Source organism: Acinetobacter sp. Res13-Abat-PEC15-P4-01 (assembly GCF_015676285.1).
Classification (GTDB): Bacteria; Pseudomonadota; Gammaproteobacteria; order Pseudomonadales; family Moraxellaceae; genus Acinetobacter; species Acinetobacter nematophilus.
The window spans coordinates 127521-148330 of the sequence record NZ_JADAIN010000050.1; the positions used below are offsets into that span (position 1 = coordinate 127521).

Genomic DNA, 20810 nt, shown 5'->3' on the forward strand with positions numbered 1-20810 from the left:
TTAATCGCAATGATTTTTACTTCATTGTCATGAAATCAATTATTCTGAAATAATGTTTTGAATTTTCTGACGTAGGACCGCATGGGTAATTTCTCCCATATGTGTATCAACTAACTGACCTTGAGCATTAAAAAATAGGGTACTGGGTAAACCAAACATTCCCATTTTTTGAGCAGTCAGGCTATCTGCATCTAACAGGACTTGATCTAAATGCAATCCATGTTGCTGTAGATAATGTTGTACAGTTTTTGCATCTTCATTCTGATTAATAAAGACAAACTGGATGTTGGGATGGTTCTTTTGTGCCTCATCGAGAACAGGCATTTCACGTCTGCATGGTGGACACCAGCTTGCCCATAAATTGATAACTGTCGGTTTGCCTAGATATTCTGTGAGTTTGATGGGGTGCTGTTGCAAATTCAGTAATTGAACATCAGGAAATTGCTGATATCGCAGTTGTATTTGCTGATGGGTGTAATGAGCTGAAACACACAGTAGGCTAAATATTGTGAGGAGCAATATGACAAAGCTTTTGTTTAGAAAGCGATTTTTCCATATGATCCATAGAAAAGCCGCAATGAGTCCTAAATAAAGATTAAACCCTTGGTCTTGAATTTTGATGATTTCAATTGGATGGTCTAAGTAAACTTCTAAATTTAATAGTACAAAGCCGATACGTGCACATAATAAACCCAGCCAAATCCCGGACCAAATCGAATCTTTAAAGGTTGACCACTGTGAAGCGTCCAGCCCAAAGTAACGGTAAGTCAACTTTCCTGCGATGACGCTGACTAAGATGGCGACCATCAAGATCGTCAGCGTCCAAGGTAACATGAATGGTCCGAGATGAATGGCTTGTGCGGTGATCATGATCATTGTGTTTTCAAGATTTGTTGCACTTGTGCTGTCTGTTTGAGCAATTGTTGTGCTGAGAAAGTTCCAGTGAAGCGTAATTCACGAATTTCTTCAGCATGATGATTCAAGAACAGCATTGTAGGTGGACCGAGTATTTCACGTTGTTTTAAAATAGTGTCCTGTGAGGCATTATATTCAGTTAAATCTAATTGAATCAGCGTGAAGTTCTTTAATGCATCCTGCACATCGACGCGTGGGAAAACTTCTTTTTCAATGGGTTGGCATGCCACACACCAATCCGCATAAACATCAATAATAATCGGTTTGTTCTGCTGTTTTGCTTGAAGCAATGCACTTTCAAGTTGTTCAGCTGTAGTGACTTTCTTCCAGATCAAATGTTCGGATTGACTGTGTTGAATTTGATAGGCTGCATAGCCTTGTTGAATGTTCCAAAGCCCTGCAAAAATACTTAATAGGGCAATGACGGCAAGTATAGCTTTATTGACAGCTTTTTCACTGTCACGCAAAGCAATCAATAAGTAGATTGCTAGTGCGATACACAATAGAGCGAAAATTGCAGCATAAACCGTAGAAGCGAGCATTGGACGGATAAAGTACAATGCAACCATAAGCATCACAAAGCCAAAGCTGACTTTAATGCGGTCCATCCATAAGCCGGGTTTCGGCAATAATTTAGAACCGAATACACTGGCAATAAACAAAGGTAAACCAATGCCTAAGCCCAGAATAAATAGATAGAGACCGCCTAAAGCAGCATTTTGAGTTTGTGAGACAAATAATAATGCACCAGCCAGTGGAGCACTCATACAGGGACCCACAATCAGTGCGGATAATGCTCCCATTACGATTGCACCTAAAACGGTTCCTGCTTTCTGATTGTTCTGCAGGTGACTAAGTTTGTTGGTGATGAATTGTGGCAAATTGAGTTGATATACACCAAATAGATTGAGTGCCAATATGACAAATAGCACGGCAAATAATGAAACAATCCAAGGGCTTTGGAACCAGCGTTGAAAACTATAACCGATCTCAGCAACCACGATTCCCATAATGGCGTAAATGATTGCCATACTCACCACAAAGCAAAGCGCAATCACTACCGCTTTATAGCCTTTTGCACGTTGAATAATGATTCCTGAAAGAATTGGAATGAGGGGCAGTGAGCAAGGTAAAAAGGCAAGCAAAATCCCCAGACCAAAAAATACCAATAAATTCAGAAACAATGAATCTTTTGACAAAAGTTTAAAAAATGATTGATCATCATTCCATTGTAATGACGTTGTATTGCTATTTGTTGCTGAATTTATATCTGGATTTGCAGAAGCGGATGCAGTTGTAATGACAGCGCTTGAACCCAGTACCTGATTAGCAGCTGTAATTGCATCAGTGGATTGATCTTCATCTATACTTTTTTGTGTGTTTGTTGCACTTGCTGTCGTTGAGGTTTTTTCTGCATTCGGTGTTGAGATTTTTACTTTATCAGAATCAGTTTTAATATTTTTATCTTGAGATGGAGCAGTTTCAGCTTGGGTCAACAAAGATTTATTTGTCAGACTGCTCAGCGTATTTTTGGATGCAGTATTGTTTTGAGGCAATAAGCCGTCTGCATCTGTGGCAATATTTTTTCTTTGCAGTGGATAGCATAAACCATCAGCAGAGCAACCTTGATACATCACCGTATATTGCGTATTGGGTTTAACCTGAATCGTCGTGCTCAGGTTTTCATAGTGAACCTCAGTTTTACCAAAGGTCGGATCATCTTTGATATGTCCTTTAGGCAAACTGAAGGGTACTGCTTTATTATTCACAGTGACCTTGAATTGATCGTGATAGAGATAATAATGAGGTGCAATCGTCCAATTTAATTGAGCTTTGTTTTCTGAGAGTGATTCTGCTGAAAATTGAAAAGCTTGATCTGGAGATAAAAATTCAGGATTTGCATGGGTGAACGTGCTAAGTCCTAACCAAGTAAAACAGCACACACTGAACAATGTTCGCAACTTCATAATGACATATCTTTGTTTCGTTTAACGCCATTATCCATAATTTCAGATTAAGAAAGCATTATTCTGCGTATTTCTTTGTAAAAATATCGTTTAAAAGCAATCAATACCTTGTCGATTCAAGTTTTGCCGTGTGTTTGGATCAAGATGATAAATTCTCTCGAATTTCGTTGGGCGATGGTTATTTTTAGCGGTATGGTTGATGGTAGAGAACATCGCACCTTGATAAATCACTTCATAAGTTCCCATCACTTGATTGTCGATGATTTCTTTATAAAAGTCGTGAAATTCACTTGGTCGATCTCGTGCTGTGTCTATTGCATCGTAATGAGAGAACTTCAAATCAATCCTTTTTAGATATGGATAATACTGAATCGTTTTGATTTCAGGAAATTCCTCAGCAGAAACCAGCAAAATATTTTGCTGATGATCTGTTTTAAAGCAAAAGTATGATGCTGTAGCATGTGCATCCGTGGATAGATTCAAGAGATATAACATCATCACAAATAGCCTAAGCATTTTATATTTTTCCCTATATTATATTGATATTGTTTATTAATTTTCCAGTAATGGATGTTGTCTAAATAGGACTGTAGGTTCTGATACCTAGGCGGGAGATCTGCTATTCAATCCTTTATATCCTGTATTAATTGTGCGCTAGGCTAGAAAACTAAAAAGTCTGATTGGATTTTAATCGCATTCATGGTATTGAGTGAATCGTGCATTTGCTCAGACATGAGGCTTCTTGACTTTTTCAAAAATCAGGATTCAGTATTTTCATATCGAAATCATTTCTAAACTTCCTGACACGCAATGTGATTCAAGAGCGCTATTTTTGTATAAATAAAGGGCATCTCGCACGTTTTTTGCATTGAAACGATTGAAATTAATTTCAACCAGACCCATATATAAATGAATAAACAATACAGACAAATTGTGAAATTTGAAGCATGATCAGATTCACAATACTACGTCTAAACTCAACAATAGGATTAGGACATCATATGAATATTGCGGCAAACCCCACCGTTGAAGCAGATCAAACCATATATTTAAAAGATTATCAGAAACCATCCTATGTTGTAGATTCTATTCATCTGGATATTCAAGTTTATGATGACCATACCGATGTAAGTTCAAAATTAGTAATGAAACGCCAGACCGATGGTGATTTAGTATTGCTGGGGCGGGATTTAGAATTAAAATCAATTAAAATTAATGGTAAGCAACTTACTGAAAGTGAGTATAAGTTGGATTCAGAACAGCTTGTCATCCGTAATGCCCCAGAACAAGCGATTGTTGAAACGGTTGTCCTGATTCATCCTGAAACCAATACACAGCTTGAAGGGCTGTATCTTGCTGGCAGTGATTTATTTGTAACCCAAAACGAACCTGAAGGTTTTCGAAAAATTACCTTCTATCCCGATCGACCAGATGTACTATCGGTGTTTACGACACGTGTAGAAGCTGATAAAAAATATCCAGTACTATTGGCAAATGGTAATCTGATTGAATCGGGTGAAGCAGGTGAAGCAGGTGAGGACCGTCATTATACAATTTGGCAGGACCCCACTAAAAAGCCTGCTTACTTATTTGCCTGTGTGATTGGTGATCTCGAGGTATTGAAAGATCGTTATACCACTTCAGAAGGTCGGGATGTTGCCTTGGAAATCTATGCAGAAGAGAAAGATATTCCAAAATGCCATATTGCGATGGAAGCACTCAAACATTCTATGCGTTGGGATGAAGAACATTATGGACGAGCGTATGACTTAGACAATTATATGATTGTTGCAACCAGCCAATTCAATATGGGGGCAATGGAAAATAAAGGTCTGAATATTTTTAATACTTCATGTGTGCTTGCTGATGAAGAATATACGACAGATGCAGCGATCATGCGTGTGCAATCTGTAATTGCACATGAATATTTTCATAACTGGACAGGTAACCGTATTACTTGTCGTGATTGGTTCCAATTGTGTCTGAAAGAAGGTTTAACCGTTTTCCGTGATCAGTCTTTCTCTGAAGATCTCCAATCCGCTGCAGTACAACGAATTGATGATGTTGCTGTTCTGAAAGCACATCAATTCCCAGAAGATGCAGGTCCACTGTCTCATCCACCACGCCCAGATCATTTTGTAGAGATTAACAATTTTTACACAGCGACAGTGTATGAGAAAGGTGCTGAAATCAATCGAATGATGTCCACATTGTTGGGTCAAGAAAAATTCCGTAAAGGCACAGATGAATATTTCCGCCGTCATGATGGACAAGCTGTGACGGTTGAAGACTGGGTTGCTGCTTTAACAGCAGGTTCAGGAGTAGATTTGTCAGCATTCCTCATTTGGTATAACCAACCAGGCACACCAAAACTTGAAGCCAAAGGTGAATATGATGCTTCCACTCAAACCTACCGTTTAACTTTTAAACAAACCTTAAAAGCACATCCTAAATATCCAAATTTAAAACCTGTGCCTATTCCTGTTGCTTTGGCCCTGTTCAATGCCCAGACTGGAGCGCAATATACCCTGAAATCAGATCGTCTATTTGAAAATGGGGTAAAAGATGGCGTGTATTTGTTTGATCAGGCAGAAGCGAGTATTGAGTTTACAGGAATAACTGAAAAGCCAATCGCTTCTTTGCTGCGTAATTTCTCTGCACCTGTCAATCTTGAATTTAATTATTCAGATGCAGAACTGGCATTCCTATTGCAGTATGAAACCAATGGGTTTAACCAGTGGCAAGCGACACAAACCTTACTTGAGCGTATTTTAATCGATGGTCACGATGCCCAAATCTATGTAGATGCAATACAACAAACTTTACCGAATGTGATTGAAAAAGATCCGTTATTGGCATCTCGTTTATTTGATGTTCCGACAGAAAGTTACTTGGGCAGTCGTATTGACCAAGATTATAATCCACTGATTGTCCATGAAGCACGAGAAGCGCTTTTAAACCGATTGGCGAAAGTATTGGGCAGTTTTGCCAAAGATACTTATTTATCACTTGATCCAGATTCACAGCATGAATTTTCACAAGCCATGGGTGTCCGTGCTTTGAAAAATATTATGCTGGGTTTAATGGCACGACAAGGTGACAGTGAAGTTTTTGATTTGGCTTATGCTCAATACGAAAACTCAATGAATATGTCGGAACGTTTGGGTGCCTTGAAAGTTTTAGTCTGGAATGATGCCCCTCAAGCAGAAGCGGCTTTACAGGACTTTTATACGCATTTTAAAGACGAAGATCTTTCATTGGATCAATGGTTTATGATTCAAGCTGCGCATCCAAAAGCAACTGCTGAAACAATCCAGTATCTAACTACACATGTCGACTATGATTTGGGTACACCAAACCGTATACGTTCAGTGAGTGGCGGTTTAAATGCTAATCCTGTAAATACCTGGAGTTTCGGCGTGCAACATTTTGTTGACCTGGCTAAATATCTAGATGAGAAAAACCCGATTGTAGGCTCTCGTTTACTACAGGTACTGACACGCTGGTATACTTTGGCTGAACCACAACGCAGTGACGTGAAGGCGTCACTTGAGGCATTAAAATCTCAAGTGAAATCAAAAAATGTCAGTGAGACATTAAACAGTATGTTGAGTGTTTAACTTACCATCTAATAGGCTATTGCTATCCCTTTGAATATCAATGGGATAGCTTGGTTTTAATCAAATGCAAGATGGCTAAATCCATAACCGTCATCACTCAAGACCGATGGCAGTTTCATTGTGGATATCCTCCATCCAATCGTTTAAATCCAAATCATTGGCAAAGCAGTGTTCTTGATCAATTTTGAATACTAAAAGCGAATCATGGATACTAATAATGCTGGCTAAGTGCTGGCGAATGATTGTTGCATCATAATGGGTATGTATCAGCCAAGTTGAAGGATTGACACGAATCGAAGCATCGTAGTCACAGATCAGTCTATGAACTTCCTCAAAATGATGTTGATGTGGAGAATTCAAAATAATTAAATAATTCATACTCACAACCTCCATAAAAGAGATCAAAACAATAACTTTTATTATGTAATGTGATAAATATCACGATTTATTCAATCTAGCACCGATCAAATAGCAATGTTGAGAAAATGTCAGACAATTTAGATCAGTTTACTGAAAATAACTTTTATGTTTTAAATCTGATTCATCCTTGTCTAAATTATGTTACATAAAAAACAGATTCAAAATTTTAAAACCTGGCTAAACTGAGATACACTTATCTTTAATTTATTTAAATAGTTGGCTCATCACATTATGAGCTTTTTCACATTTTATGATTATATGAAAATTTGAGGCTGTAAAATGTTGGTTAAAATTGAAGATGGTTTTTATCTAAACTCTCTACATATTATTGCAGTACATGTTTCTAAAAATATGATTACACAAGATTTTTCTATAGATATTAAATATACGCCACATAGCCAAAAGGCGAATGGAACTTATCATAAAAAATGTCAAACCAAAGCGGAGGCTGATTTGTTTTTGCAGAGTTTGCACCAGCAAATTGCCAAAATTTGACAACAAACTTTGTTGATTTTGGGTGGATTAAAATAGCAAGAAAAGTAGTTCATTTTAGGTTATATTGACTTCAATATGTTTTAACCCATCCATCATAGGGTTAGTGTCCATTTTGAGTTTAAAATGCTTAGATTTAATATTCTGATCTGTGCAATATCTTTACTCACACTTTCTGCTTGTCAAAATGTACAGAAAAGTAGCAGAGTTATAACACGAGTATTTGATACATCAACACATTTTCAACAATTTTTAATGGACAAACATGCACCTGATCATGTGGTTGTATATCAAAATATTGCTTATCAAACCACACCCCGATTAAATTTTGATCTCTATCAACCTGAGAATATTAACCCGTCAACACAACGACCGACTATTGTTTGGATTCATGGTGGAGGCTGGATTTCTGGCGCCAAAGACAATGCAAGAGGTTATTTTAAGTTACTTGCAGCTCAAGGCTATAACGTGGTGTCAGTACAATATCAATTTGCACCAGATTCCATTTATCCCGCTCAACTCAATCAAATTAATCAAGCATTACAGTTTATTCATTTAAATGCCAAGCAATACGCAATTGATGCAAACCAATTATTTTTGGCAGGGGATTCTGCAGGTGCGAACTTAGCCAGCCATTATGCAGCCTTACTCACAAATGTTGATTATGCAAAGCAGTCTTCATTTACCCCCCTCATTCAGCCATCCCAAGTAAAAGGTTTAATTTTGCATTGTGGAATTTATGATATGAATGCGTTTGTAGATACAGCACCAGACGAAATTAAATTGATTGAATGGGGAGTCAATACCCTTGTAGAAGCATATACAGGAAATCAAAAAAATAATGCTGACAATCTAAAGATGTTATCGCCCATTCATTATTTGACATCCCAGTATCCACCGGTTTTTATCAGTGGGGGCAATAAAGATTTCTTGACAGAAACACAGTCCATCCCATTTGTAAAAACGCTACAAGAAAAGCAGATTCCTGTAAAAGCAGTGTTTTATCCAGAATCAAAAGAATGGTTGGTTCATGAATATCAATTTTTCTTAGGCAAACAAGCCAGCCAACAGACATTCTTAAAAACACTGGATTTTCTAAAGAATAATACGCATTTACAGAAATAAACTTAAAAAAAATCCCTTTTTAAATGGAACTGTCATAAAACAGTGTTATAAAAAAATAAAGTGTTCGTGGGGGAATCAAAGATGGAAATTAGTGTTAAGCAGATTAATAAGCGTATTGAAGAATTTCAACAGTCTGGAAAGCAAGCTGAAACTTTAAAGATTGGATATAAAACGTATGCAAAATTGATGAATGAAGATAAATTTGCCGATGCATTGAAAAAAGATGTGAATGATCCAATGATTCGCTACTACAAAGACATAAAGATTAAGTTAGTCACTGAAAAGCATCATTTTGAAGTGAAATAAACGCTTTTAGAGGTTGAACACTCAGGGAAGAGTGTTAAGATTCATGAGAAAAACTCATTTATAGATTAAAACAATAAATTTAAGCAGTGAAGCTTAATCTTGATATGATTCGAAGCTTTATTTTCACCTCGTTATCATAGATTTATTATAAAAATTTTCTTAAATTATTGATCAATAAATTTTCCCAACATATATTGTTGAAATATATAATATAATTAAATATTTAATTTATTTTATTTTTTTACCATAAGGTCAAATTATTGCTTGATTCACTGTTAAGTATTATTAAATTAAATTGCAATGTCTATGCTGTATCCTTCTGCTGCATAAATATGTGTTTAGTTAAGGAGTAGAATGAAAATAAGCATTGATTATTGAATAAAAACAATTATATGATAAAGTTTATCATTCAAAATAGATGGCTTAAATCTTTATTTCTCAAATAGAAATTGTTCGAAATCACATAAATATGAAGAAAATATGTATTTTGAGTTTTAATCATACTTAATGATCTTACAAATTGTGACAAAATATATTAAAATAAAAAAGTGTTTTATTTTGTGACGAAGGAAAATGGAAATTCTTAATTTTATAAAAAGTTTCAATACCTTAAATACTTATCTAATTTTAGCGATAACGGTTTTGATCTTTATCATTTCATTTTTTTACTTTATCAATCCGATCTAAGTTGACAAAATGGAAAGAAGAAAAGGTGGGAAAATGGATATTCCACCTTTTTTATAAAAATAATGAAACCAAGAAATAGAGAAGAATATTACCGTAGACAATTTCAATAATTTTTGATGCTCTGATATTTGTACTTTTAATTAAAATTATATAGCATACCAACCATTCGGTATCTTTTTGGTTCAAGCCATGAACTCAATTTTATTTGCTTATATGTTGTTGGCGATTGCGATTATTGCAGAAGTTACAGGTTCAACATTTTTGGTCAAATCACAAGGGTTTACCAAACTTGCCCCAAGCCTGTTGGTGGTCCTGTTTTACGTCATTTCTTTTTATTTACTTTCGCAAGTAATTAAAACCATACCTTTAGGTATTGCTTATGCAATTTGGGCGGGTGTCGGAATCATTCTTACCGCTTTGGTGGGTTATTTTATTTTCAAGCAGAGTTTGGATATTGCTGCAATTATAGGTATTGGATTAATTATTTCAGGTGTATTGGTGATTAATCTATTTTCAACTTCTTCAGGGCATTAAGCAAGGAGTAGGCAGAATATCGTGAATATCGGTAAAAATGTACAGAATTCTTATCAGCGTAAGAAAGATCCTGAGGGCGTTAAAAAACGTATTATCGAAAACGCGATGTATTTGGCCTCAGAAAAGGGTGTGAATGGGGTTTCAATTCAGACTGTTGCAACTCGATCTGGCATTACAAAAGGGGGTGTGTTTCATCATTTTGCCAACAAGCAGATTCTTATTGAAGCTATGCTTGAGGCTTTAATTCAACAGCTTGACGATCAAATCAGTGAGGTGATGGCACAGGATACCATTCAATATGGTCGATTTACTCGTGCTTATATTGAGGTCACATTAAGTTCAGCATTTGGAGTAGATACACTATGGAGTGCACTAAGCATGACATTGATGACAGATAAATCCTTTAGTGATAAATGGGACCTTTGGTTAACACAAAGATTATTACAACATGTAGAAACAGACCATTCGATTGAATTAAAAATTTTACGCTATGCCGCAGATGGGCTTTGGTTTATTGAAAGCCTAGCGCCAAAAAAACAAGATGATTATATGGAAATAAAAAAAGAATTATTAACCAGAACCTATCAGCAAGATGAGCGGAAAGTTCATTTTGAATAAAACATGTGTCATGCGATTAAGCTAAAAAATTATTGACAATACATCATCTCTACGAATTCGCTTGTCAATCAGAACGCTATACCATTCTTGAAAACTTGCATGATAGGGATAAGGTATTTCACAGCCCTATATTTTATAAAAAATGTTGATCGATTGACCAGACGATACTCTGATTGTCACCACGGCCAATACCAAGACTCAGGCTGAAAAATCCATGCTTTACAAAATACACCGTCTCGAACGTCAGGATATTTTTTACCAAGTTGTTGATATTGGATTGGATGATATGAATTGTGCGGATTTTATCTTTAAAAACATTTACTTTCTTTCGCAAGTGGGATGTTGAAAAAAACCAAGTCAAATGACTTTGACTTGGTATGGAAAAGATTGAACTGTTTTTAAGCTTGGTCTAAGGTCATCAAACTTGCATTTCCACCCGCAGCAGCAGTATTAATACTGATGGCTCGCTCAATGAGTAAAGGTACAAGTGAAATCTTATCATTGGCATCATGAAGATGTGTGATTCCAACGATAGCGCCTTGACGTTGTGCTATTGTGGTCTGTAAGATTTTCAAATCTTGCGTAGAGCCTTGATGGAGTACTGCATCAAATTCATCAGTGGATAAGTCGTTGATCATAAAAAATTGTTGCTGCAAACTCTTTGGCATGGATTGGATCATTTTTAGAGCCAACGCATTTGCCGCTAAAATGCCGACTTTGCTATTTAAAGTCATTACAGCATTGAATTGGTTCAATAAACCATTTTCTTGCGCTGCAATCACTGCGATGCGGTGACGCGCAACTATATGATATTGATTTGATTCTCCCGTGGGACCAGGCAGTGAGTATAAAGCCAGTGGTGAAGTATATGAATGCAGATTAATTTGAGGATATTTTTGTTTTGCCCAAAGTTGGAATTGCTTTTGCACTTCCGAAGATGCCAAATTCAACTGTTCAGAAATATTTTTGATTGTGCCAAAGGCAACAGGCGCTAGCTCCGCTTGTTGCATCAGTTTATATAAGTAAACGGGACCACCCGCTTTGGGACCTGTACCTGAAAGTCCTTCTCCACCAAAAGGTTGAACTCCCACAACTGCACCCACAATGTTTCGGTTGATATATAGATTACCCACTTCAGCATGTTCAATGGTAGTTTGAATCGTTTCATCAATACGCGTATGTAAACCCATGGTCAAACCATAACCTTTGCCATTAATTTGAGCTAAAAGTTGTTTTAACTCTCCGTATTTATAGGTAATCACATGCAATACGGGACCAAAAACTTCGCGTTTCAAGTCATCAAGGTTTGGCAATTCAATCAGTGTTGGAACAATAAAATTGCCCAGATTTAAGTCGGAACTTGGTGTGTCATAAGCCAATTGATGTACTTTATGACCTTTACTACGCATCATTTCAATATGCTTGGCAATATTTTGCTGTGCTTCCAGATCGATTACAGGTCCGATATCCGTCTTGAGTAAAATCGGTTGTCCGATATTTAATTGCTGCATGGCACCTTTCAACATTTTGATTAAAGTGGCTGCATTGTCCTCCTGCACACACAATACCCGCAGTGCAGAACAACGTTGACCAGCACTGTCAAAAGCTGAGTTAACTGCATCAATCACCACCTGTTCAGTCAGGGCAGATGAATCCACGATCATGGCATTTTGCCCGCCTGTTTCAGCGATCAATGGAATGGGTTGGCCGGAGGGACTCAGACGTTGAGCAACTGTTTTTTGCAAAATTTTAGCCACTTCTGTAGAACCTGTGAACATAATGCCTTGAATACGTTCATCTTGACTGAGTTTTGCGCCGACTGTTTCTCCACGTCCAGGAAGTAATTGCACGACAGAACGTGGAATACCCGCCTCCCAAAAGATTTGAATTGCCTGTGCTGCGATCAAAGGGGTTTGTTCTGCGGGTTTGGCAATCACTGTATTACCTGCAACCAAGGCTGCTGAGATTTGTCCAGTAAAAATTGCGAGGGGAAAATTCCACGGACTGATACATAAAATTGTTCCAAGAGGCGCAAAATCCCCATTTGTACTTTGCATTTGCGCAGCATAATAACGAATGAAATCAACAGCTTCACGTACTTCAGCGATGGCATTGCTGTAGGTTTTGCCACTTTCACGACAGAGTAACACCATAAGCTCTTGAAGACGCGCCTCCATCAGATCAGCAGCTTTCAGTAGTAAACCGGCACGAAAATCCTTTGAGGTATTTTTCCATGCGTCAAATGCTCGATGTGCATTGTCCAAAGCCAAATCTACATGTGCAGATTCAGCTTCAATGACATGACCGACAATATCCGTATGATCTGATGGATTAAGAATTTTTTGTGAATGAGCTGCATCAAAATTCGATATATCAATTTCATCAACTAAACTATAACTGTTCCATTGATACTCTAGAAAATGTTGAACTGTTTGATTTAAAGCTTTTAATTGGCTGTCATCGGCAAGATCAAAACCTTGAGAGTTTAGACGAATTCCCTGATATAGCTGAGGTGGTAGCGGTATTGCAGGATGTTTCAAGCCGATATGCTGCTCTTTTTGCGCAGTTGCAATAATTTCCTGAGCTGGGTTTTCAATCAAATCTTCTATAGGGATATTTTTATCTGCAATACGATTGACAAAAGAAGTGTTGGCACCATTTTCCAAAAGACGACGTACAAGATAAGCCAGCAAGGTTTCATGATTGCCGACAGGTGCATAAATACGACAAGGAATGCCCAATTTTTTTGCCGAAATATCTCCTACCACTTGTTCGTATAAAGGTTCACCCATGCCATGTAAGCATTGGAATTCATATTGCCCCAAATAATATTTTTGTGGATCTGCCAGCTGATAAATTGTGGCAAGCGTTTGAGCATTATGCGTAGCAAATTGAGGGTAGACCTGCTCTGGTGCTGCAAGTAGTTTTTTTGCACAGGCAATATAAGATAAATCGGTATGAACTTTACGGGTAAAGACAGGATAGTCTGAAAAGCCATCAATTTGTGCTTTTTTAATTTCACTGTCCCAGTAAGCACCTTTAACCAAACGGATCATTAAGCGTTTTTGACTTCGTTTGGCGAGGTCGATGATATAATCTACCACAAAGAAACAACGTTTCTGATAGGCTTGTATGACAAAGCCGATGCCTTTCCAATCAGCAAGTTGTGGCTCAAAACACAAGCGTTCCAGCAACTCCAACGAAAGTTCTAGACGATCAGCTTCTTCAGCATCAATGTTTAGACCAATATCATAACTTTTTGCCAATAGGGCTAAATTTAAAATACGTGGATAAAGTTCATGATGAACACGTTCTGTTTGTGAGCGTTGATAACGTGGATGGAGGGCAGAAAGCTTGATGGAAATCCCTGGACCCGTATAAACGCCTTTGCCTTCTGATGCTTTGCCAATCGCATGAATTGCTTGAGTATAATCATCAAAATAGCGATCTGCATCATGTTCCGTGAGAGCGGCTTCACCCAGCATATCATAGGAATAACGGAAGCCTTTATGTTCAAGTGTTTGGGCATTGTCCAATGCTTCTTCAATGGTTTCTCCAGTTACAAACTGTTCACCCATCATACGCATGGCAACATCAACCGCCTTACGGATAATACCTTTGCCTGTACGTGCCAGAAGCGCAGTGAGCACTCCTGAAAGACTAGACTGTTTCGGTGTTTCCATTAATTTACCTGTCAGCATCAATCCCCATGCTGCAGCATTGACAAACATCAGGTTACTTTGACCCAAGTGATCTTTCCAGTTGCCTTGATTGATTTTATCGCGAATCAGCAAATCACGCGTGGCACTGTCTGGAATACGCAGCAATGCCTCTGCCAGACACATCAGGGCGATTCCTTCTTGTGAAGATAATGAGAACTCTTGAAGCAAGCCTTGCACAATCCCCGCTTTGCCTGATGAACTTTTACGATCTCTTAAGCTATGCGCCAAATCAAATGCGGTGTCATAGATCTTTTGACTCATTTCTTCAGACAGTTGACTGTGTTCAATCAGATTTTCAACACATTCTGGTTCAGCTCGACGCCATGCTGAGTTAATTGCCTCTTCAAAACTAGTTTTTTCTTTGAATTCAGTAATGTAATCTAAACAAGGTGCAAGTTTAGGGTCTGAAATTTGGGGGGAATTGATATTCATTGTCAACATCCTGTGACTCGCAAATATTTTTGTTGAGCTGTGTGGTTTATATAATTTATGATTACAGAATATTTGGTGAATAACTCACTATAATTTTAAGAATATTTAGAGAATTATTCTATGGAAAGTGCGTATTTAACTCTGGATCGTATAGATATTCGGATTTTAGAAATTTTGCAGAAAGATGGCAAAATTTCCAATATTAAACTTGCAGAAGAAGTGAACTTGTCTCCAACAGCAGCCTTGGCGCGTGTACAGAAACTCTCTGCAGAAGGGTATATTCTTGGCTATGAGGCTAAACTTAACCCCAAGATGCTGGGGGCAAATTTTGTGGTATTTGTTGAAATTTTATTAGATAAAACCACGCCCAATGTCTTGGATGCTTTTTCAGAGGCTGTACTTCAATATCCAGAAATCATGGCTTGTCATATGATTAGTGGAGGCTTTGATTTTTTGGTGAAAATTCGCTGTGCCAATATGGAAGCATTTCGACATATTTCTGGACAAGTATTGTGGCAATTGCCTGGTGTAAAGGAAACACGGAGCTATCCAGTCATGGAAGTAATAAAAGACAGTTCGCAGTTACATCTTAATTTTAAATCCAAAGCAAAAGCCAAAAAATCATAAAGGGGCATCAGCCCCTTTTTGATTGCATATTCGACGATTATAAATTTTTCATTTCGCGTGTATATATTTGTTCAGCATGATCATAACGATCAGTGACTTCTTTTTCAGGTGCTTTACCCAATAGGCTCACTACCACAATACTGATAAATGAGAAGATAAAACCAGGAATAATTTCATAGAGACCAGTTGCAGCCATGGTATTTTTCCAGACAATAACAGTTACAGCACCGACGATAATCCCGACTAAAGCACCGTTCAAAGTCATACGCTTCCAGAATACTGAAAGTAAAATCAAGGGTCCAAATGCCGCACCGAAACCTGCCCAGGCGTAGGCAACTAAGCCGAGTACTTTGCTTTCAGGGTTGAAGGCTAAAATAATGGCCAATACTGAAATTGCAAGTACCATCAAACGACCAACCCAAACCAATTCAGTCTGTGATGCTTTTTTGCGGATAAACGACTTATATAAATCTTCAGTTAATGTACTTGAACATACCAAAAGTTGGCAGCTTAGGGTACTCATTACAGCAGCAAGAATTGCCGCCAAAACAACACCTGCAACCCAGGGATTGAATAATATTTTGGTGAGTTCCATAAATACCGTTTCAGGATTTTTTGCCACAATTGCTGCTGCGGGTATATCTGGATGTGCTTGAAAATAAGCAATACCGACATAACCTACAGCAACAGCACCTGCTAAACAAAGAATCATCCAAGCCATACCGATACGGCGTGCATTCGGAATAGATTTGACAGAATCAGCTGCCATAAAACGAACGAGAATATGAGGTTGACCAAAATAGCCTAAGCCCCATGCCATTGACGATATGATGGCAATGAAACTCACCCCTTGAAACATGTTTGTTGCATGTGGACGGGCAGTTTCGATGAGCTGGGTGACGTGTTGCATATCTCCAACCGCTAAAAAGGTCATAATTGGTGCCAGCAATAACGCAAAAATCATTAAACCTGCTTGGAATGTATCTGTCCAAGAGATTGCAAGAAAACCACCAATACAAACATAACTGATGGTTGCAATCGCACTGACCCAAAGTGCAGTGGTATAGTTCATTGCAAAAATACTTTCGAATAAACGTGCACCCGCGACCATGCCAGATGCACAATAGATACCGAAGAAAATCAAAATGACCAATGCAGAAATAATCCGTAGAATTTTTTTCTTGTCGCCAAAACGGCTGGTGAAATAATCGGGCAATGTCAGGGCATTATTCTGTACTTCAGTATGAACACGTAAACGCCCTGCGACCAAATACCAGTTTAACCATGCACCGATGATTAAGCCGATCGCAATCCATGATTCCGATAAACCTGTAAGATAGATTGCACCTGGTAAACCCATGAGCAACCAACCACTCATATCTGATGCACCTGCCGAAAGCGCGGTGACAAAACTACCTAAACTTCGACCACCCAGAATATAGTCTGAAAAATCAGTGGTCTTTCTATAGGCATATAAGCCGATACAGACCATTGCAATAATGTAGAAAATAAAGGTCACAACTGTGGGGTTGATTGAGTCCATATCTAATTCATTCCTTGTGGAGTAGATCTCCAAGTTTTATTTTTTTCACATGAGTTTCACGAGCGGATTCTTTCACATAAATAAAAAATATCGCTGTAATTTTTATAAGGTGATTATGCAAGCTTTTTGTATCCAATTGTACATTGAGATACAAAGACCTAAATTGGTATTTATAAAGTAAATTTAAATAAAGCACAGTGAAGTTTCAAATCAAAGCAGTATTCATGAATGTGGTTACATAAAGTTACATGAGCAACAAAGTAGATATCAAATAGAAAATTGCGGATAGAAATGACATATTTTGCTATTACTAAACGCTGTAGAGAGCGAATATTATGGTAAATGCATAATTCGAATGCATAAATAATGAGAATATCCCATGCAAACAGTTCAACTTGCAGCAGAAATTACAAGAATAGAAAAAGATTTATTGGGAAGCAAAGAAGTACCTGTAAATAGTTATTATGGCATCCATACCGTCAGAGCTTTAGAAAATTTTAATATTTCTAAACATACGGTTGGTGAACAAAGCTTTTTTATACGTGCATGAGCTCAAGTTAAATAAGCGTCGGCACAGACCAACTTTCAATTTAACAAAATATCTGAAGAGATGAGTCTAGCCATTCAACAAGCCTGTGATAAGTTGATTGAAAATCCTCAAGACTGGAAAGATTCATTTCCATCAGACGTTTACCAAGGCGGTGCCGGTACATCCATCAACATGAATACCAATGAAGTGATTGCAAATATTGCTTTAGAGTCGCTTGGCTATGCAAAAGGTCGATACGATATTATTCATCCCAATGATCATGTCAATAAATCACAATCCACCAATGATGTTTATCCAACAGCATTACGTCTGGCAACATATTATTCTTTAGATCTGTTATTTGAAAAGATCAACAATTTGATCAGTTCGCTCATTTTAAAATCATCAGAGTTTCAATTTGTACTGAAAATGGGACGAACTCAATTGCAAGATGCTGTACCAATGACACTGGGGCAAGAATTTCATGCCTTTGCTACCCTATTAAAAGAAGATGTGCGTTTAATTCAAAAAACACGAGAACTTTTATTGGAAATTAATTTAGGTGCGACTGCAATCGGGACAGGTGTAAACACGCCGCATGGTTATGCAGCACAAGTCAATCATAATTTAACAGCTTTAACCGGTTTAAAGTTGATTGACGCTGAAGATTATGTTGAGGCGACCAGCGATTGTGGTGTTTTTATCATTCTTTCCAGTGCATTGAAGCGTTTGGCTGTCAAACTTTCTAAAATTTGTAATGATCTACGTTTATTGAGTTCTGGACCTCGTACAGGATTATGGGGAATACGCTTGCCCGAATTACAGGCAGGTTCATCAATCATGCCTGCAAAAGTTAATCCTGTTATTCCAGAGGTGGTCAATCAAATTGCCTTTAAAGTGATCGGCAATGATTTGACGATTACTTTTGCTGCTGAAGCAGGGCAATTACAGTTGAATGTGATGGAGCCTGTGATTGCACTGTCGATGAATGAATCCATTGAGTTATTGATTCATGGGATTCAAACTTTGGATGAAAAATGTATTCAGGGCATTATTGCCAATGAAAAAACATGCTATGAAGCTGTAATGCGCAGTGTGGGCATCATTACTTTACTTGATCCAATTTTAGGGCATGCAAAATGTGATGAAATCGGGAAACTGTGCATTGCTGAAAATAAAACTATTCAAGAAGTGGTATTGGAACAAGGCTTGTTAACACAACAACAGCTGGATGAAATTTTCTCATTTGAAAATATGATTTCTGAAATTGCGGTGCAGTCTTATGATGAAATGGGACATACAGGTTAAACAGATATTAAATCAATAAAATAGATCAGTTCACTATACAGCATTTCGATGCTGTATTTTTATGCATGGTAAAAAACAAAAAATATCTTTATAATCCCAAAAACTTAAAAATCATTAACTAAAGTCAATAATTTATGAATAATAAACATTTAATCCTTGTGCTTAGTCTCGTTCTAGTTTCCGGATGTGCAAAAAAAGCGGAAGAAGCTGCTGAAAGTGCATCTGCACAAGATTCACAAGTGGTTGCGCATGATGCTGCACAAGCCGCGGATGCTGCTGAAAAAAGTAATGAACAAGCTGCTGAAAATAGTGTTGACACCACACCTGTGACTGAACAAAAACCTGAAACCATTTTAAGCACAGATGTCAGTCAAGCAGAAAAAGCGCGTCGTATGGTGCGAGAAGCACAGGTTAATTTTACTGCTAAGGATGTAGTGAAAACTGCTTTAGAAATCGATAAGCTCACTTTTCAGGCAGGTGGTTTTATTGAGCAGAAAAATATCAGCTTTGATGTGTTAGATACACAAACGCAAAAAATCGGTGATGGTAAAATTCGCGTTTTTGAAAAAGTTGATCCGCATGCAGAAATTATTGTACGAGTGCCAAGTGATAAAGCTGCTGTGTATGTAAATCAATTGTTGCCTTTAATGTACTTTTTAAACCAGCAACAGTATTCTGCAAAACGTTTTGAGTTAAAGCTATTAGAAGAAAAAATGGCACAAACTCAGACCGTACCTAGCGATACCAAACAATCCCAACTGAATGAAATTTCTCGTTTAACACAGCTTGAAGTGCAAGACCGTGTCCGTTTCAGTACCATCAGCATCAGTATTAAACAGCCCGCCATGGTTCGTGAAAGTTTGGATGTTGATGTAGATGCAGTAGCACGTTTAAATGGCGACGGTTTCTGGAAACGTGCTTGGGAAGGTATTCAATATGGTTGGCAATTTATTTTGGACTTATTGGTTATTCTAATAACCATCTGGCCACTGTATTTATTGCTATTTGTTGGTCTGGCTATTTATCGATTGACGAAACCTTTGCTGAATAAGTTATTCAATGATTCGCTTTCTACTCAACCTGTAAAAAGTGAAAAAAAAGATCAAATTAATTCAACAGATGAACACGAATAAGGCTGCGAAGCTTTTTAAATAAATAGCAAAACCAGTGTAATTACACTGGTTTTTTAATGCGCGGTAAATTTTTCAAAAAGTTGCTGCATACCTTCAGTTGCATTCATTTTTAGGCACTCGTATTGTGCAGGTACACGCGAATGACTGGCCTGCGGGTCAATATAATATGCCTCACAAGCCTGTGGAATTTCATGAATCAATCCTGCGACAGGATAAACAGTTAATGTTGAACCAATTACAATAAATATATCTGCATCTTGAACAATATGGATTGCCTGTTCATAAACGGGTACTGCTTCTCCAAACCAGACTACGTGTGGGCGGAGTGGATAACCTTCAGGGCATTGATCCTTTTCTAGATCCAACTCCCATCCAATAATGGGATAAAATTCGTTACTGTATTGTGCATGTGGTTTTGAGCTTTTGGCCAGTCTGATATTGCCATGTAAATGGATGACATTTTGGCTCCCGGCACGTTCATGAAGGTCATCTATATTTTGAGTAATGACATGTATATCAAAGTATTCTTCAAGCTCAGCAATGATCCTATGTGCAAGATTGGGCTTCGCTTCAAGTATATTTCTGCGACGTTCATTATAGAAACGCTGAACCAACTCAGGATGACGTTGCCATGCTTCCGGTGTGGCAACTTCTTGAATATTGTAATTTTCCCATAATCCGCCACGATCACGGAAGGTATCAATACCACTTTCCGCACTCATTCCAGCACCTGAGAAAATCACCATTTTTTTCATGATATAAGCATTTGAAAATTTTTAAAATACTAACATAAATGCAGTTAATTTTTAGGGAGTTCTATTTTCTAGACCGT

The 20810-nt window shown here is 37.6% G+C and carries 16 protein-coding genes and 1 pseudogene; 10 read left to right on the forward strand and 7 right to left on the reverse strand.

Annotated elements, in window-relative coordinates; translation table 11 throughout:
- Positions 1 to 39: 39 nt before the first annotated feature.
- From IMO47_RS17625 to IMO47_RS17635, 3 genes are all read right to left on the reverse strand, one after another.
- Positions 40 to 876, reverse strand: coding sequence for a TlpA disulfide reductase family protein (locus IMO47_RS17625; protein WP_196077444.1), 837 nt, complete (start codon positions 874 to 876; stop codon positions 40 to 42).
- Entirely contained in the window at positions 873 to 2882 is a 2010-nt protein-coding gene (gene dsbD, locus IMO47_RS17630) for a protein-disulfide reductase DsbD (RefSeq protein ID WP_196077445.1), read from the reverse strand. The genes IMO47_RS17625 and dsbD overlap by 4 nt, the downstream gene beginning before the upstream one ends.
- A gap of 90 nt (positions 2883 to 2972) precedes the next feature.
- Positions 2973 to 3380 carry a hypothetical protein gene (locus IMO47_RS17635; protein ID WP_227552269.1) on the reverse strand — a complete coding sequence of 136 codons (408 nt, stop codon included), beginning with the start codon at positions 3378 to 3380 and terminating at the stop codon, positions 2973 to 2975.
- A gap of 503 nt (positions 3381 to 3883) precedes the next feature.
- Here IMO47_RS17635 and pepN point away from each other — a divergent pair.
- Positions 3884 to 6502 carry an aminopeptidase N gene (pepN, locus tag IMO47_RS17640; protein WP_196077447.1) on the forward strand — a complete coding sequence of 873 codons (2619 nt, stop codon included), beginning with the start codon at positions 3884 to 3886 and terminating at the stop codon, positions 6500 to 6502.
- Between the two features lie 93 nt (positions 6503 to 6595).
- Here pepN and IMO47_RS17645 read toward each other — a convergent pair whose 3' ends face one another.
- Positions 6596 to 6880, reverse strand: a complete 285-nt coding sequence (locus tag IMO47_RS17645) for a hypothetical protein (protein WP_196077448.1) — start codon at positions 6878 to 6880, stop codon at positions 6596 to 6598.
- Positions 6881 to 7201: 321 nt separating this feature from the next.
- On the opposite strand from IMO47_RS17645, the gene IMO47_RS17650 reads away from it, so the two are divergent.
- The 6 genes from IMO47_RS17650 (at position 7202) to IMO47_RS17670 (ending at position 10684) form a co-directional block, all read left to right on the forward strand.
- Positions 7202 to 7417, forward strand: coding sequence for a hypothetical protein (locus IMO47_RS17650; protein ID WP_196077794.1), 216 nt, complete (start codon positions 7202 to 7204; stop codon positions 7415 to 7417).
- A gap of 123 nt (positions 7418 to 7540) precedes the next feature.
- Complete coding sequence (locus IMO47_RS17655) at positions 7541 to 8539, forward strand: alpha/beta hydrolase (protein WP_196074744.1); 999 nt, start codon at positions 7541 to 7543, stop codon at positions 8537 to 8539.
- 81 nt (positions 8540 to 8620) lie between these two features.
- Positions 8621 to 8845, forward strand: coding sequence for a hypothetical protein (locus IMO47_RS17660; protein WP_004830522.1), 225 nt, complete (start codon positions 8621 to 8623; stop codon positions 8843 to 8845).
- Positions 8846 to 9418: 573 nt separating this feature from the next.
- Complete coding sequence (locus IMO47_RS19805) at positions 9419 to 9532, forward strand: hypothetical protein (protein WP_009586989.1); 114 nt, start codon at positions 9419 to 9421, stop codon at positions 9530 to 9532.
- A gap of 189 nt (positions 9533 to 9721) precedes the next feature.
- Positions 9722 to 10066 carry an SMR family transporter gene (locus tag IMO47_RS17665; RefSeq protein ID WP_196074815.1) on the forward strand — a complete coding sequence of 115 codons (345 nt, stop codon included), beginning with the start codon at positions 9722 to 9724 and terminating at the stop codon, positions 10064 to 10066.
- A 21-nt stretch (positions 10067 to 10087) separates the two neighbouring features.
- The gene (locus tag IMO47_RS17670) at positions 10088 to 10684 is read left to right on the forward strand and encodes a TetR/AcrR family transcriptional regulator (RefSeq protein ID WP_196074816.1); all 597 of its coding nucleotides are present in this window, start codon (positions 10088 to 10090) and stop codon (positions 10682 to 10684) included.
- A 398-nt stretch (positions 10685 to 11082) separates the two neighbouring features.
- On the opposite strand, the gene putA is transcribed toward IMO47_RS17670, so the two are convergent.
- On the reverse strand, positions 11083 to 14838 hold the full coding sequence (gene putA, locus IMO47_RS17675; protein ID WP_196074817.1) for a trifunctional transcriptional regulator/proline dehydrogenase/L-glutamate gamma-semialdehyde dehydrogenase: 3756 nt from the start codon (positions 14836 to 14838) through the stop codon (positions 11083 to 11085).
- A 120-nt stretch (positions 14839 to 14958) separates the two neighbouring features.
- On the opposite strand from putA, the gene IMO47_RS17680 reads away from it, so the two are divergent.
- Entirely contained in the window at positions 14959 to 15465 is a 507-nt protein-coding gene (locus tag IMO47_RS17680; protein ID WP_196074818.1) for an Lrp/AsnC ligand binding domain-containing protein, read from the forward strand.
- Positions 15466 to 15502: 37 nt separating this feature from the next.
- Here the strand turns inward: IMO47_RS17680 and putP are convergent, their stop codons facing one another.
- Positions 15503 to 17008 carry a sodium/proline symporter PutP gene (gene putP, locus IMO47_RS17685; protein WP_196074819.1) on the reverse strand — a complete coding sequence of 502 codons (1506 nt, stop codon included), beginning with the start codon at positions 17006 to 17008 and terminating at the stop codon, positions 15503 to 15505.
- Positions 17009 to 17387: 379 nt separating this feature from the next.
- On the opposite strand from putP, the pseudogene IMO47_RS17690 reads away from it, so the two are divergent.
- Positions 17388 to 18845, forward strand: a pseudogene (locus tag IMO47_RS17690) (aspartate ammonia-lyase).
- A gap of 134 nt (positions 18846 to 18979) precedes the next feature.
- The gene (locus IMO47_RS17695) at positions 18980 to 19978 is read left to right on the forward strand and encodes a hypothetical protein (protein WP_196074820.1); all 999 of its coding nucleotides are present in this window, start codon (positions 18980 to 18982) and stop codon (positions 19976 to 19978) included.
- Positions 19979 to 20031: 53 nt separating this feature from the next.
- On the opposite strand, the gene IMO47_RS17700 is transcribed toward IMO47_RS17695, so the two are convergent.
- Entirely contained in the window at positions 20032 to 20733 is a 702-nt protein-coding gene (locus IMO47_RS17700; protein ID WP_196074821.1) for a Sir2 family NAD-dependent protein deacetylase, read from the reverse strand.
- Positions 20734 to 20810: the final 77 nt, after the last annotated feature.

Excerpts from the sequence above, each read along its gene's own strand:
- IMO47_RS17625 (WP_196077444.1), bottom strand. The coding sequence starts at position 876 with ATGATCATGATCACCGCACAAGCCATTCATCTCGGACCATTCATGTTA.
- putP (WP_196074819.1), bottom strand. The coding sequence starts at position 17,008 with ATGGACTCAATCAACCCCACAGTTGTGACCTTTATTTTCTACATTATT.
- IMO47_RS17660 (WP_004830522.1), top strand. The coding sequence starts at position 8,621 with ATGGAAATTAGTGTTAAGCAGATTAATAAGCGTATTGAAGAATTTCAA.
- IMO47_RS17650 (WP_196077794.1), top strand. The coding sequence starts at position 7,202 with ATGTTGGTTAAAATTGAAGATGGTTTTTATCTAAACTCTCTACATATT.
- dsbD (WP_196077445.1), bottom strand. The coding sequence starts at position 2,882 with ATGAAGTTGCGAACATTGTTCAGTGTGTGCTGTTTTACTTGGTTAGGA.
- IMO47_RS17680 (WP_196074818.1), top strand. The coding sequence starts at position 14,959 with ATGGAAAGTGCGTATTTAACTCTGGATCGTATAGATATTCGGATTTTA.
- IMO47_RS17645 (WP_196077448.1), bottom strand. The coding sequence starts at position 6,880 with ATGAATTATTTAATTATTTTGAATTCTCCACATCAACATCATTTTGAG.
- IMO47_RS17655 (WP_196074744.1), top strand. The coding sequence starts at position 7,541 with ATGCTTAGATTTAATATTCTGATCTGTGCAATATCTTTACTCACACTT.
- IMO47_RS17695 (WP_196074820.1), top strand. The coding sequence starts at position 18,980 with ATGAATAATAAACATTTAATCCTTGTGCTTAGTCTCGTTCTAGTTTCC.
- IMO47_RS19805 (WP_009586989.1), top strand. The coding sequence starts at position 9,419 with ATGGAAATTCTTAATTTTATAAAAAGTTTCAATACCTTAAATACTTAT.
- pepN (WP_196077447.1), top strand. The coding sequence starts at position 3,884 with ATGAATATTGCGGCAAACCCCACCGTTGAAGCAGATCAAACCATATAT.
- IMO47_RS17635 (WP_227552269.1), bottom strand. The coding sequence starts at position 3,380 with ATGATGTTATATCTCTTGAATCTATCCACGGATGCACATGCTACAGCA.
- putA (WP_196074817.1), bottom strand. The coding sequence starts at position 14,838 with ATGAATATCAATTCCCCCCAAATTTCAGACCCTAAACTTGCACCTTGT.
- IMO47_RS17665 (WP_196074815.1), top strand. The coding sequence starts at position 9,722 with ATGAACTCAATTTTATTTGCTTATATGTTGTTGGCGATTGCGATTATT.
- IMO47_RS17700 (WP_196074821.1), bottom strand. The coding sequence starts at position 20,733 with ATGAAAAAAATGGTGATTTTCTCAGGTGCTGGAATGAGTGCGGAAAGT.